This window comes from Roseibium album (assembly GCF_001404515.1).
Classification (GTDB): Bacteria; Pseudomonadota; Alphaproteobacteria; order Rhizobiales; family Stappiaceae; genus Roseibium; species Roseibium album.
The window spans coordinates 876,941-889,047 of record NZ_CXWE01000001.1 but is presented as its reverse complement, the minus strand read 5'-3'; the positions used below and the strand labels follow the sequence as shown (position 1 = coordinate 889,047).

Genomic DNA, 12,107 nt, shown 5'->3' with positions numbered 1-12,107 from the left:
CTCGTGGAGCGTTGAGATGGTTGTACGCAACGGCATTCGATTTTCAGTTGCCGCAAAGGTACTTACGATAGTTCTCGTTCTCAGTCTGGTAATCGTTGCGCAATCCGTATTCAGTGTCACGCAGCTCAACAAGATCGGCAAGGAACTTGAGACCATCGCGGAATCCGACATTCCGTTGACCGAAGTGCTGAGCCGGATCACCTCACACCAGCTTGAACAATCTGTCCTCTTTGAACGGATCCTGCGTCTCAACGGGCTCGCTGCCGGTGACCTGGAACTGCAACGCAAAGCGGCGCAAAAAAAGTTCAAGGAATACGCTGCGCTTGTCGACGAAGAAATTCTGGAAGGCGAACGAATTGCCGAAGAAGCCCTGAAACACGCCTACGATCAAAAAACGCTTGACGAAATTCAACATGTCCTGGACGCATTGAAAAAGATCGAAGTCGAGCACAAAAGCTACGATCTTCATGCCGAACAGATTATCGCATATGCCGACAGCAACGAAACCGAAAAGGCGCTTGATCTCCTGCACGAGGTCGAGCAGGAAGAGGCAAATCTCAACAATGAACTGGTCGCCCTGCTGCATGAAATCGAGACCTTCACCCTCGAGGCAACGATGGCGGCCGAACAACACGAGAAAGAAACCGTTCGCATCCTGATCGTTGTCGCGATTGTTTCCACGTTGCTTGGAATTCTCATATCCGCGGCACTCGCCCGGCTGACCGTCACGCGCCCGCTGCGCCGTGTCTCAGGTGCGCTCCATCAGCTTGCCGACAATGACCTTTCAGCCACGGTTGCAGTCAAGGGCAATGACGAGATCGCCGACCTCGCGGAGGCCTTCGAAACATTCAAGGACAAGCTGATCCTGATGCGAAAGCTCGAGACCGACCGCAAGGAATCGGAACGCGAGAACATCCGCCAGCGGCGGGAAACGCTATCGCTCATGGCGACCGAAGTTCGTGACAAGACCGACCAGGGCATCTCGACAATCGCCAACAGCGCCGATGAGGTCGAGGTTCAGTCCAACGGAATGCGGTCGGCGCTGGAACGGGCAAGCAGCAGGATTGACGGTCTGCTTTCCCAGGCGAAGGAAACCCATCAGCGCTCGATCGAGGCCGGCGAGCTTTCCGAAGGTTTGCTTTCCGCGATCAGCGAAGTTGCCGAAAAGACGGAAAAAACCAACGAACTGACAACAGAAGCTGTCACGCTGTCTTCGTCCTCACACGAAACGATCGGCGAGCTCGCGACGGCTGCGGAGAATATTGGGCAGTTCGTGTCCGTCATCAGCGACATTGCCGAAAAGACGAACCTTCTCGCGCTGAATGCCACGATCGAAGCAGCTCGTGCGGGCGATGCAGGCCGGGGATTTGCCGTTGTCGCCGCGGAAGTCAAGGAACTGGCCGAACAGACCAACCGGTCCACAGAACAGATTTCCGAACAAGTCGTCACCATTCAGAGCAAGACAGGCGCGGCCGTTTCCTCAATCGACCAGATTATCGAGAGCATCGGCCGCCTGAGCGAAATGGCGGCGTCCGTTGCCTCCGCCACCGAAGAGCAACGTGTGACCACCGAGAATTTCGGCCAGATCGTCAACGAATCCGGCCAGGCGGTCGGCGGCATCACGGAGGGCATGTCGGAGGTCTCCCGGATCGCGCAGGAAACCCTGTCAATCGCCAACACCATGAGCGAGAAAACGAGTTCCATGGCCCTGGCTGCGCAGGACATGCGCGAGGAGATCCCTGCCATCATCCAGTCGTCACTCGACGAAACGGAGCGCCGCTCGGCACCGCGCACCGATGTCAACGAAACCATCGAGGCAACAGACGAAACTGGTGACTTTGACGCAGTGCTTCTGGATCTTTCCGACAAGGGCTGCCGCATCAGCGATCCGGGAAGAGAGCTGAAAGGAAATGTCGAGATCAATGTCCCGGGTGAAGGCTGGGTCTCGCACATGGTCGTGTGGACCGAAATGGACAAGGTCGGACTGACAAGGATATGAGGCAATCTGTTATCAGGTGCAGCCGACCGGAATGCGTGAGACTGCTATCGCTACCGACAGCATTGTCCAGATGATTGAGCAAAGGTCTGGCGGCCGGTTGCCCTTCCCTGCCACCCCCAAACTCCAAACGGGCACACCGCGGCTGCAATCCATTTCATGTGAAATAGCTGAAACCTCTTGCTACCGATACGTGTTGACATGCGAAATCACCCGGAAACAATGGCAGCCTTGCCAGTTCTATATTCGATCAAAGGATGTGGTTACGAATGATCGGCACAATTCCGAGAAGACTTTTTCTGATCGTTTCCGCCTTCGCTTTTCTGGCAACCGGCGCAAGGGCGTTCGAGATTGAAAAGACGGAGTTCGTTGTCGGTCTCTCCGATGGCAACTATGACCCGGTCTACCTGCCTTCGGACGTGGTTCCTCTCTTGCCTGACAGGGCCTGCTTCGGCTGGCGCATCAAGATCTCGGGCGACGAAAAACTCGTCTTTACCAGGGAAATACTCAAACTACCGGAGCAGCCTGAATATTGGTCCGGCGAAGATGACAAGTACAGTACCTCGCAAATCTCCGAAGACCGTACCACGGCTATCACCGATGAATATCTGCCGGTCGTCGACGGATGGGTGGAGAACTACTGGTGCGTTTCCGAAGGCGACCCGATTGGTGATTGTCTCCTTGAGGTCTATTTCGGTGATGTGCCGGCCGGCAGATTTGAGTTCGAGATCGTTTCCGCGGATTGATCAACTGACCCGTCAGAAGACAAAACAAGACAACATCCAGTTATCCTTCCGGCAGTGAATGCAGCCAGCCAGGCTCCCTCACAAAGTTGCCACGGTTTTCTCGATTGACGGTCAATCCAGTTCGCGCTTCAAGCGTCTCCGGCGTATTCACGTCCCACGCGAGCCCGAGTCTCTCCAGACCAGTAACCAGCCACCAGCCTATGTCAGTTTGGCCCGGCAGGAAACCGAGTTTGGCTGACGCCGGAAAGGCATGATGATTTTCGTGAAAGGCTTCACCGAATGTCACGACGCCAAAGTGTGGCAGATTGTAGCCCTGAACGCAGGCGCCTTTGACAAAAAGCAGATGATCCTTCGGCTGATGCGCATAGTAGCCGACGAGCCAGTGACCGATCAGCGACACGGAAACCCTCCAGCAAATGCCCCAGACAACAAACGGCAGACCGCCCAGGAGATAAAGCGGTACGGCGATAACAAGTTGCTGTGCCATCCAGAACTTTTCAACCTGCCGATAAAACGGATCTTCGGCAATTTCCGGCTCAATCTCAAAACGCGGCTCCTGCTTCAGATCAATACCGCAGCACAGCTGCCAGTAAGCGTCTTTCCAGAAGCCTGCACGGTGCGCGAAGAAGTCATGGCAGTCGACCTGACGCTGCCCCCAGTCACGGAAGTCATGCAGGCGGATCATTCCGAAGGGGCCGGCCATGCCGACCAGAACGCCTAGATAAACAAGAAACTTTTCAATCCACGGCAACGTTTTGAAGGACCGGTGGATCAACAGCCGGTGCATACCCACCGAATGCCCGCCGCAAATAGTGAGAGCGGTCAGCGCGACAAAGACACCAAATGCAGCCCAGGAGAATGTCAGCGGCCCGCCGATCAGAGCGACGGCTGTCATGCCGAAGATCCAGGCCAATTTCGCGGGTTTCAGAACGACTGTCCCGTGAACCGGATTGGCACCGCCATCGGATGACACGCGCTCCGTTGAAACAGGCTTCGGACTTTCCTCACAGTTTCCAGACATGGTTTTCCTCTCCTTCACCCGCCTGTGGGCAGGTGTGGTCGTGTTCCGGGGGTCTGCCCGGAAGCATCAAATCTTTGTAAATCGGCCTGCTGCAACCAGTAGGCACTTGCCTCGGGAAAGGACGTCCACTATTTAGGCAATAAGCTAATTACCACTTATTATATAATTAGGCAATTACCTAATTAAAATATGATGAACGCGTTCGAACGGGAGTTCCAGACCGAAATGAGTGACCAATCCGACACGCTGAATGCTGCAGAAACCGGTGGCATTCAGAAGGTTTTCGAAGCTCTTTCGTCTGCTCCGCGACGCAAGATCCTCGCCTACCTGGCACATAGCTCTCTGACCGCCGGTGAAATCGCGGACCGTTTCGACATGTCGAAACCGTCTATTTCCCAACACCTCAATGTGCTTGAAGGTGCCGGGCTGGTGCAGAAGGAAAAACGCGGGCAATACGTTCACTACTCGATCGTGCAGGAAAGTCTGGCCAACACGCTCAACGGATACGTTCAGGAAGTCTGCCCGGTGTCACGCCCGCTCAAGAAGGAAAGTGCGTCGATCGCAAAAACGCAGGACGAGAACCGAGATTGAACCTTTGACTTTCATGGTTCGCGCTTCGTGTGGGGGATGACCATCGATCAGGTGCTTTTCCTCTTCCCCTTGACGCCAATTCTTGTAATCTGCCGCCATTGCCGTTCGCGCTATCGACATCTCCCCTTCCCGGATCGCCTTCATGCCAAAACCAGACATTCTCGTAACCAAACCGATGCTGCCTATCGTCGAGCAACAGCTGGATGCGGAGTTCACCGTTCACCGGCTGTACGACGCCGAGGACGAACAGACGATGCTGGCGGAGGTTGGCGGCAGGATCCGGGGCGTTGCGCTGTCGTGGTGGCAGGTGAACGAGGCTTTCCTGAAACAGCTCCCAAATGCCGAGATCGTTGCCAGTTTCGGTGTCGGTTACGACCACGTGGATACCGACGCCTGCCTGGCAGCGAATGTGATGGTGACCCACACGCCGGATGTCCTGTCAGAAGAAGTCGCGGACACGGCAATCGGCCTGCTGCTCATGACCGTGCGCGAGCTTGGACAGGCGGAACGGTGGCTGAGAGACGGCAACTGGGCAGAAAACGGCGCCTACCCGCTCACCCAGGCAACCATGCAAGGCCGCACACTCGGCATTTTCGGTCTCGGGCGTATCGGCAAGTCGATCGCGCGGCGCGCGGAAAGTTTCGGCCTCAAGGTCGCGTATCATGGCCGCTCCCGCCAGGACGGTGTCGATTATCGCTTTCACGCCAGCCTCGTGGCGCTTGCCGCGGCCTGTGACACCCTGATGGTGGTAGCGCCGGGAACTCCTGAAACGAGGCACGCCGTCAACGCAGAGGTCCTGAAGGCCCTCGGACCGACAGGTATCGTCATCAATATCGGCAGAGGTTCGGTAATCGACGAGACGGCCCTTACAGAAGCGCTCGAGAAAGGTACGATATATGGAGCAGGTCTCGATGTCTTCGAAGAAGAGCCCTGTCGGCCTGAACGCCTCATGAAACTGCCGCGTGTTACCCTGCTGCCCCATGTCGGATCAGCCTCGCAGGCAACCCGCAATGCCATGGGACAACTCGTCGTCGACAATCTGAAAAGCTGGTTTTCCACCGGACGTCCGCTCACTGCGGTGCCCGAGTTGAAACAAAAATGACGCCCCCTTGTCTCTCAAGATGATCGGCGCACGCAAGCGCGCCGATTTTGCTTCATTCTTCCACCGGTATCCACCGGCGCATTTCGCTCCAGGCTATTGACTGACCCGGGCAGGACAACCAAACGGCAAAAACGTACTTCCCATGTTTGCGCTGATCGTCATCATCGTGAGAAGATTGACGAATTCAAAGTCCGGTCCGGATATCGGACATGCCCTGAGATTGGACAGACATCCGGCCTTCACGAACTCAAGGTTTTTTTCCATCAGATCCGATGTCAGTCCCTTTGTTCCGACCCGGACTTCGGCCTCGGCAACCATCTCCTGATAGCGGGCGCAATTCTCCTTGCGCCTGTCTTCTCTCTCATTTGCCCGTGCATGTTCAACCGCAACGGCATTGAACAGGACAAGCACAACAAAGATTGCCGGCAGGCACGCAAGGCAGTTCTGTTGACTTGTCATTGTCTTCCGCTTTTCGAAACGGCCGGCCCGGGTCTCTGCTGGATACCCGATCATGGCTGAAGAGCAGCCGGGAGCGCTTGCGCGATGCTGGCGATGGCCTTGTTGCGGGCTTCGAATGCCGCGGTTGTCTGGGTGATGTAGATTGCAATCACCAGCGGTTTGCGGCCTTCGGGCCAGATAACGGCAATGTTGTTGCGCGACCCGTTGGCGCCTGCACCTGTCTTGTCGGCGATGCGCCAGCCTTCGGGCAACCCGGCACGTAGCGTGCTGTTTCCAACCTTGTTGCCTTCGAGCCAGCCCGTGAGCTTGGCTCTGGCATCTGCCGCCAGGGTCTTGTCAAGAACAAGCTTCCTCAGCGTTTCAGCCGCCGCATCTGGTGTCGTTGTGTCCCTGTCATCGCCGGGGATACCGGTGTTCGACTCAGGTTCCCAGCGATCCACGCGGGAGATGTCGTCTCCGATGCCTCGGAGGAAGGCTGTCACGCCCTCGGGCCCGCCGACCTCTTTCATGACGATGTTTGCCGCAGCATTGTCGCTTATGGTGACCGTGACCCTGCAAAGGTCCTCAATCGTGAAGCCTGCACCGCCGACCCGTTTTGCGGTGACGGGTGAATAAGAAACGATATCGCTTTCCTCCACCACTACCTCGCGGCCCGCGTCAACAGTCCCGTTTGAGGCTGCATCCAGCAAGGCGGCACACAGAAAAGCCTTGAAAGTGCTGTTCATCGGAAACCGTTCGTCACCTTTGTGCGACCAGGTTTTTCCCGATTCAGTATCAATGATCGAAACACCAACCCTTGCCGACAGGCGAGTCTCGATGTCCTCGATCGCCTTGGCAACGGGACGAGGATTGAATTCGGCCGCCTGAGCTGACCCCAGTGTCAAAAATGGAAGGAGAATGCCTACGAAGGCACTCTTGTGGATGCTCAATGTCATCATGGTCTCCAGGAAATTAGATATATTGCCCGCTACATCCCGCCCCCGTGAGGACTGCAACTGGTCCAACAGACATTGCTCTTGCCATTTGCATAAGACAAATGATGAATGGTGGTATCAGACATGAGAAAAACTAGGCCATAAGCCCGTGGACATATCCAGGATACCACTCAACGCCCTTCGCGCTTTCGAGGCTTCTGCAAGGCTGCAGAGTTTCACAAGGGCCGGGCTGGAACTACGCGTTTCCCAGACGGCCGTAAGCCACCAGGTGAAGGCACTTGAAGAAACACTGCAGGTGTCGCTGTTCAAGCGGCAACCCCGCGGTGTCACGCTGACAGATGAAGGCCAGGCACTGCTTCCCGTGCTTTCCGATGCCTTTCGCCGCATGAGCGAAGCGCTCAGCCGGTTCGAGGATGGCAACTTTCGGGACGTTCTGACCGTCGGCGTGGTGAGCAGCTTTGCCACCGGCTGGCTTCTGCCGCGACTGCAGGATTTTTCCAAGTCGCATCCGCAGGTCGATATCCGCCTCAAGACAAACAACAACCGTGCCGACCTGCTAACGGATGGGCTGGACTGCTTCATCCGTTTCGGTGATGGCGCCTGGCACGGAACGGAAGCCGTAAGCCTGTTTGCTGCCAAGCTGTATCCGGTCTGCTCACCGGGAGTTGCGGACCGTATTGGAGAACCTGCTGATCTTCTGCGCGAAAACTTGCTTCGGTCCTACAGGTTGAATGAATGGACACTGTGGTTTCAGGCAGCAGCCCTTGCTCCACCAAGGAGCCGCGGCTGGATCTTCGATTCATCGCTTTCCATCGTTGAGGCGGTATCGCAGGGAGCCGGGATAGGTCTTGTTCCCGCCCGCCTCTTTGAACGGGATCTCAGGGCCGGACGGATCGTGCAACCATTCAAAACCGGCGTTGAGACCGGGAGCTATTGGCTAACCTGGTTGAAGTCACGCGAGGAAACCGGTGCAATGCGTATCTTCCGCGAATGGATCACCGGGATTGCAGCTTCCGAAAAATAGACCGGATCAACTCTTGCGTCCGACGACCATCTCGCGTTTCCCCGCAAAACCCGCTTTCTTTTCGATGGCAAATCCGGCCGAATGCAGATTGCGTCGAACCCAGCCTGCAGCCGTGTAGGATGCGAGTGTACCGTCCCACGCGGTCAGTGTCGCGGCACTCGCCAGAAGGTCCGCATCCCAGAGTTCAGGATTTTTCGCGGGACTGAAACCATCCAGATACCAGGCATCGACGGGTGCGATGACCGTTCCATCCACCGGCACTTGTCCGCTTTCAACGACAAGATCTGCAATCAAATCTCTTGCATCGCCAATCCCGAGCAGAAGATCTGCCTTTGAGACCGTCATCCGGTTCCAGCCCGGTTTCGGTGCCCATTTCGAGATCAATTCCGCCGAAGTTTCAGCAAGCACCGGAAACGCGGCAAGGGCCCGTTCCAACTGACCGGCCGTCATCGGAAAGAGTTCAAACGAGATGAAATGAAGTCCGGGGGGCCTGCTCATGCCGGCGAGCGTTGCAAGCGTTGTCAGGAAGTTGAGACCGGTTCCGAAGCCGAATTCTGCGATGGTGAAAGCCTGACGCCCCTCAAACCGCTCCGGCAAGCCGTTGCCGTCCAAGAAGACGTGGCGGGTCTCTTCCATGCCCCCGGCCCTGGAAAAATAGGTGTCGTCAAAACCCCGGGCCAGCGGCACCTCGCCCTCCAGCCATTTCAGGTCCGGTGCACCTGAAAGCTCCCTGGACGTGTCTTTCTGTTTGGGGTCTTGCGCCGTCATCTTTCCAAGTGCCTTATTTCCTTTGCCAAGCGTGCCGTGTTCTCATATGAGAGCCGGTCTAGGCAATCAATCCCAGGAAGCCCTCCGACATGGCGTCACCGTCTGCCGCCCCATTCGATATTGCCATTGCCGGCGCCGGAATTTTTGGCCTTGCCATTGCCTGTCAGGCGATCAGGGCAGGCCTGCGCACCGTCGTGCTTGAAACCGAGCGTGTCGGTGCCGGTTCGAGTGGCGGACTTCTCGGCGCCCTGATGCCGCATATGCCGGCGCGGTGGAACCCTAAAAAGGAATTTCAGTTTCAGGCACTTCTCTCGCTGGAAAACCATATTCAAGCGCTGGAAGCAGACACCGGTCTCAATTGTGGTTACAAGCGCTGCGGTCGCATTCTGCCGCTGACGACAACGGACAAGCTTGAGCATCATCTGGAACGTGCCGAAGAAAGCAAATTGCGCTGGCACCCGGACGAAACCGGCTTTTCGTATGCGGTTGAGCCTGCGGGGAGCCGGTCCGACTGGCTGAACGGTGCAGCTGCACCCTATGGCATCGTTTATGAGACGCTGGCAGCACGTGTCTCCCCGCGAAGATATCTCTCGGCTCTTGCAGCATATGCCAAACAGCGCGGAGAATTGCGCGAAGGCGCAAGGGTCGTGGGTTTCGAGGACAAGTCAGGCGAAGTGCTTGTTGAGGGGCAAGCTTCTCTATCCGCCAAACGTCTCGTTATCTGTGGAGGTTTTGCGGCATTCGACCTGATTGAACAGTTTACCGGTGAAAAAATCGGACGCGGGGAAAAGGGTCAGGCGCTGCTGCTCGACGGCAGGGGGCTCGAGGACAAACCGGCGATCTACTGCGACGGGCTCTATGTTGTTCCGCATGGCGACGGAACTGTCGCCATCGGCAGCACGTCCGACCGGACATATGAAGATGCGTTCCCCTTACCGGCGCGTACGTCCGAGCTGATCGAACGAGCAACAAGTTTTTGTCCTTCACTGAAAGGTCGGGAGGTTCTGACCGATTGGGCCGGCATCAGGCCACGGTGCAACAAACGCGATCCGATGGTGGGAAGACTTCCCGGCTTTGACGCAGTTTACGCTGCTACAGGCGGCTACAAGATCTCGTTCGGCATCGCGCATCTTGTCGCCGATTGCCTGGTCTCCGAATTTGCGCAAGGCAAACCTCAGCACGAACTGCCGCAGACCTTTCGGCCAACACACCACTTCGGTGCAAATCATCTAAAGGACGACAACTGGAGAAAAGGCTAACCCATCAGTGTTGATGCGATCCGGGTTAGAACCCTCATTTTCGATTTTGATCTCAGGGGATGACGAACGCTGAATTACGGTCAGAGGAAAGTGGTGACCGCATAGAGCCAGTAGAGGCTGAGCGAAACGGAGCCCCAGAACAGAAGATTTTTCGCCACAAGAAACGAGAGGGTTGCAACCGTACCGCGATGTTTCGACAGCGCAGCAGGTTCGCTTCTTCCCAAATCCGGGTTACGAACTTCCCTGACGGCTGTCATGGCTCTGGCCATACTGGCGATCCTCGAAACTTTTGCGCGGTCTAGCGCAGGAACATTATTCTCCGGTACCTTATTAATAAACATTACGGAGCAAGTGTTTAACTCACGTTTAAATTCAGTATGAATGCATTCTTAATTTTCGATAGGATAAAATTAAAAATATACACAACTTGTTTGCGTATCTGTTGATTGTTTTAATAAACATTCAGTGTCAAAATTTACGATCTCTTCAACAACATTGGAAATCTACTCTCTCATGAGCCTAGAAAGTGTACGCGACCATTTTGCCAATGCGGCACCCGAGCTCGAAATCATCCTGACGGACGAGAGCAGCGCAACAGTGATCCTCGCCGCAGCGGCGCATGGCGTGTCTCCCGGCCAGATTGCAAAGACATTGTCATTTCAGTTGAAGGACAGGGTCATTCTGGTTGTTGCCCGTGGCGATGCTCGCCTGGACAACAAGAAGGCCAAGGCGGCTTTCGGCGGAAAGGTGAAAATGCTTGGTCTCGAAGAAGTCGAAAAACTCACGGGACATCCGGTGGGCGGGGTCTGCCCGTTCGGACTTGCCCAACCGCTGCAAGTCTATTGCGATATCTCGCTGAAGGATTTCGAAATAGTAATCCCGGCAGCTGGAGCCACGAATGCCGCGGTCAGAATTGCACCGGACCGCATGGCCGAAATTACCGACGCGGAATGGGTCGACGTGTGCCAGCCTCCGGCAAACGGCAGCTGATGATCAGACCTGATAGTAGTCACGATACCAGGCGACAAATTTGGCGATGCCGTCCCTGACGGACGTTCTGGGCGTATAGCCTGTGAGCTTGCGCAACAGATCGGCATTCGCCCAGGTTGCCACGACATCACCGGGCTGCATCGGCATCAGATTGCGTTCCGCCTTCTTCCCGATCGCCGCCTCGATTGCGTCGATGAACTCCGTCAGTTGCACGCTTGTGGAGTTGCCTATGTTGACGACCCGCCAGGGCGCAACCGGTGACAGGCTGTCGCCCTCGGGAACCTCTTCACCGTCAGCGGGACGCACAGGGACGGCATCCATCAACAGCCGGATCCCCTCAACAAGGTCCTCGACATAGGTGAAATCCCGTTTCATGTCGCCAAAGTTATAGACGTCGATCGGCCGCCCTTCGAGGATGGCCTTTGCGAACTTGTGGTGTGCCATGTCCGGTCGCGCCCAGGGGCCATAAACGGTAAAGAAGCGGAACATCGTGATCGGCAGATCGTAGAGATGGGCATAGGAATGCGCCATCGACTCGGTCGCCTTCTTGGTCGCGGCGTAGAACGACACCTGATGGTCGGCCTTGTCCGTCTCCGTATATGGCATGTTCTCATTCGCACCATAAGCGGACGATGTTGACGCCAGCAGCATATGTTCAGGTGGAAAGGCCCGCGCGGCCTCGAGAAGCTCGAACGTGCCGCCGATGTTGCTTTCAAGATATGAACGCGGATTTTCAATCGAGTAGCGGACACCTGCCTGTGCCGCAAGGTGGATGACAAAATCCGGCTTTTCCGTCCGGAACAGGGTCATCAGGAGGTCAGATGCCTCGATCCTGTCGTTGATCGCCTGAAAGTGCTCGTGCTGCAGGAGCATCTGCTGCCTGCGTTCCTTCAGCCGGACATCATAGTAATCCGTCATCGCGTCAAGGCCGATGACCCTGAACCCGTCCTTCAAAAGACGCGTGCACAGGAAATAGCCGATAAACCCCGAGGAGCCGGTCACCAGTACGGTTTTCATTTGCGCCCGTCGTCCCTTCGCCGAAACGGAATAGTCGATGGCGTCTTAAAGTGCTTCTTGTTCCCGGGCAACGGCAAAGTCCGTTTGGGGGCTGCTTCCGCCGGGGGCCAAAGACCCGTCCGGCCGCGTGTTGTGCCCCAAGCAAACGGCGCGGCCCCCATTTTGCGGAGGCCGCGCCGTTCAATTTTCAGCCCGCGGG

13 protein-coding genes are annotated in these 12,107 nt (G+C 56.3%); 7 read left to right on the top strand and 6 right to left on the bottom strand.

Features of this window, described 5'->3' with window-relative positions; translation table 11 throughout:
* Positions 1–16 precede the first annotated feature (16 nt).
* Entirely contained in the window at positions 17–1,999 is a 1,983-nt protein-coding gene (locus LA5095_RS03900; protein WP_055112087.1) for a methyl-accepting chemotaxis protein, read from the top strand.
* Positions 2,000–2,265: 266 nt separating this feature from the next.
* Positions 2,266–2,742: a PM0630 family protein gene (locus LA5095_RS03895; protein WP_055112084.1), complete on the top strand. Its 477-nt coding sequence runs from the start codon at positions 2,266–2,268 to the stop codon at positions 2,740–2,742.
* A 40-nt stretch (positions 2,743–2,782) separates the two neighbouring features.
* Here LA5095_RS03895 and LA5095_RS03890 read toward each other — a convergent pair whose 3' ends face one another.
* Positions 2,783–3,763 carry an acyl-CoA desaturase gene (locus tag LA5095_RS03890; protein WP_055112082.1) on the bottom strand — a complete coding sequence of 327 codons (981 nt, stop codon included), beginning with the start codon at positions 3,761–3,763 and terminating at the stop codon, positions 2,783–2,785.
* A 225-nt stretch (positions 3,764–3,988) separates the two neighbouring features.
* Between LA5095_RS03890 and LA5095_RS03885 the strand changes: the two genes are divergently transcribed.
* Positions 3,989–4,354, top strand: coding sequence for a metalloregulator ArsR/SmtB family transcription factor (locus LA5095_RS03885; protein ID WP_055112751.1), 366 nt, complete (start codon positions 3,989–3,991; stop codon positions 4,352–4,354).
* A 142-nt stretch (positions 4,355–4,496) separates the two neighbouring features.
* On the top strand, positions 4,497–5,456 hold the full coding sequence (locus LA5095_RS03880; protein ID WP_055112080.1) for a 2-hydroxyacid dehydrogenase: 960 nt from the start codon (positions 4,497–4,499) through the stop codon (positions 5,454–5,456).
* 93 nt (positions 5,457–5,549) lie between these two features.
* Here the strand turns inward: LA5095_RS03880 and LA5095_RS03875 are convergent, their stop codons facing one another.
* Together LA5095_RS03875 and bla are read right to left on the bottom strand one after the other, a co-directional pair.
* Entirely contained in the window at positions 5,550–5,915 is a 366-nt protein-coding gene (locus LA5095_RS03875; protein ID WP_144436077.1) for a hypothetical protein, read from the bottom strand.
* Between the two features lie 50 nt (positions 5,916–5,965).
* Complete coding sequence (bla, locus tag LA5095_RS03870; protein ID WP_055112749.1) at positions 5,966–6,850, bottom strand: class A beta-lactamase; 885 nt, start codon at positions 6,848–6,850, stop codon at positions 5,966–5,968.
* A 148-nt stretch (positions 6,851–6,998) separates the two neighbouring features.
* On the opposite strand from bla, the gene LA5095_RS03865 reads away from it, so the two are divergent.
* The gene (locus LA5095_RS03865) at positions 6,999–7,874 is read left to right on the top strand and encodes a LysR family transcriptional regulator (protein WP_055112076.1); all 876 of its coding nucleotides are present in this window, start codon (positions 6,999–7,001) and stop codon (positions 7,872–7,874) included.
* A gap of 6 nt (positions 7,875–7,880) precedes the next feature.
* Here LA5095_RS03865 and mnmC2 read toward each other — a convergent pair whose 3' ends face one another.
* A complete protein-coding gene (mnmC2, locus tag LA5095_RS03860; RefSeq protein ID WP_055112074.1) occupies positions 7,881–8,642 on the bottom strand; it encodes a tRNA (5-methylaminomethyl-2-thiouridine)(34)-methyltransferase MnmC2 in 762 nt (253 codons plus the stop codon).
* Positions 8,643–8,731: 89 nt separating this feature from the next.
* On the opposite strand from mnmC2, the gene LA5095_RS03855 reads away from it, so the two are divergent.
* A complete protein-coding gene (locus LA5095_RS03855) occupies positions 8,732–9,901 on the top strand; it encodes an NAD(P)/FAD-dependent oxidoreductase (protein ID WP_055112072.1) in 1,170 nt (389 codons plus the stop codon).
* An 80-nt stretch (positions 9,902–9,981) separates the two neighbouring features.
* Here the strand turns inward: LA5095_RS03855 and LA5095_RS03850 are convergent, their stop codons facing one another.
* Positions 9,982–10,170, bottom strand: a complete 189-nt coding sequence (locus LA5095_RS03850; protein ID WP_055112071.1) for a hypothetical protein — start codon at positions 10,168–10,170, stop codon at positions 9,982–9,984.
* Positions 10,171–10,414: 244 nt separating this feature from the next.
* Between LA5095_RS03850 and LA5095_RS03845 the strand changes: the two genes are divergently transcribed.
* Complete coding sequence (locus LA5095_RS03845; protein WP_055112069.1) at positions 10,415–10,891, top strand: YbaK/EbsC family protein; 477 nt, start codon at positions 10,415–10,417, stop codon at positions 10,889–10,891.
* Positions 10,892–10,894: 3 nt separating this feature from the next.
* Here the strand turns inward: LA5095_RS03845 and LA5095_RS03840 are convergent, their stop codons facing one another.
* Complete coding sequence (locus LA5095_RS03840; protein ID WP_055112067.1) at positions 10,895–11,908, bottom strand: GDP-mannose 4,6-dehydratase; 1,014 nt, start codon at positions 11,906–11,908, stop codon at positions 10,895–10,897.
* Between the last annotated feature and the right edge of the window lie 199 nt (positions 11,909–12,107).

Excerpts from the sequence above, each read along its gene's own strand:
- LA5095_RS03840 (WP_055112067.1), bottom strand. The coding sequence starts at position 11,908 with ATGAAAACCGTACTGGTGACCGGCTCCTCGGGGTTTATCGGCTATTTC.
- LA5095_RS03875 (WP_144436077.1), bottom strand. The coding sequence starts at position 5,915 with ATGACAAGTCAACAGAACTGCCTTGCGTGCCTGCCGGCAATCTTTGTT.
- mnmC2 (WP_055112074.1), bottom strand. The coding sequence starts at position 8,642 with ATGACGGCGCAAGACCCCAAACAGAAAGACACGTCCAGGGAGCTTTCA.
- LA5095_RS03855 (WP_055112072.1), top strand. The coding sequence starts at position 8,732 with ATGGCGTCACCGTCTGCCGCCCCATTCGATATTGCCATTGCCGGCGCC.
- LA5095_RS03880 (WP_055112080.1), top strand. The coding sequence starts at position 4,497 with ATGCCAAAACCAGACATTCTCGTAACCAAACCGATGCTGCCTATCGTC.
- LA5095_RS03890 (WP_055112082.1), bottom strand. The coding sequence starts at position 3,763 with ATGTCTGGAAACTGTGAGGAAAGTCCGAAGCCTGTTTCAACGGAGCGC.
- LA5095_RS03900 (WP_055112087.1), top strand. The coding sequence starts at position 17 with ATGGTTGTACGCAACGGCATTCGATTTTCAGTTGCCGCAAAGGTACTT.
- LA5095_RS03895 (WP_055112084.1), top strand. The coding sequence starts at position 2,266 with ATGATCGGCACAATTCCGAGAAGACTTTTTCTGATCGTTTCCGCCTTC.
- LA5095_RS03885 (WP_055112751.1), top strand. The coding sequence starts at position 3,989 with ATGAGTGACCAATCCGACACGCTGAATGCTGCAGAAACCGGTGGCATT.
- bla (WP_055112749.1), bottom strand. The coding sequence starts at position 6,850 with ATGACATTGAGCATCCACAAGAGTGCCTTCGTAGGCATTCTCCTTCCA.
- LA5095_RS03850 (WP_055112071.1), bottom strand. The coding sequence starts at position 10,170 with ATGGCCAGAGCCATGACAGCCGTCAGGGAAGTTCGTAACCCGGATTTG.
- LA5095_RS03845 (WP_055112069.1), top strand. The coding sequence starts at position 10,415 with ATGAGCCTAGAAAGTGTACGCGACCATTTTGCCAATGCGGCACCCGAG.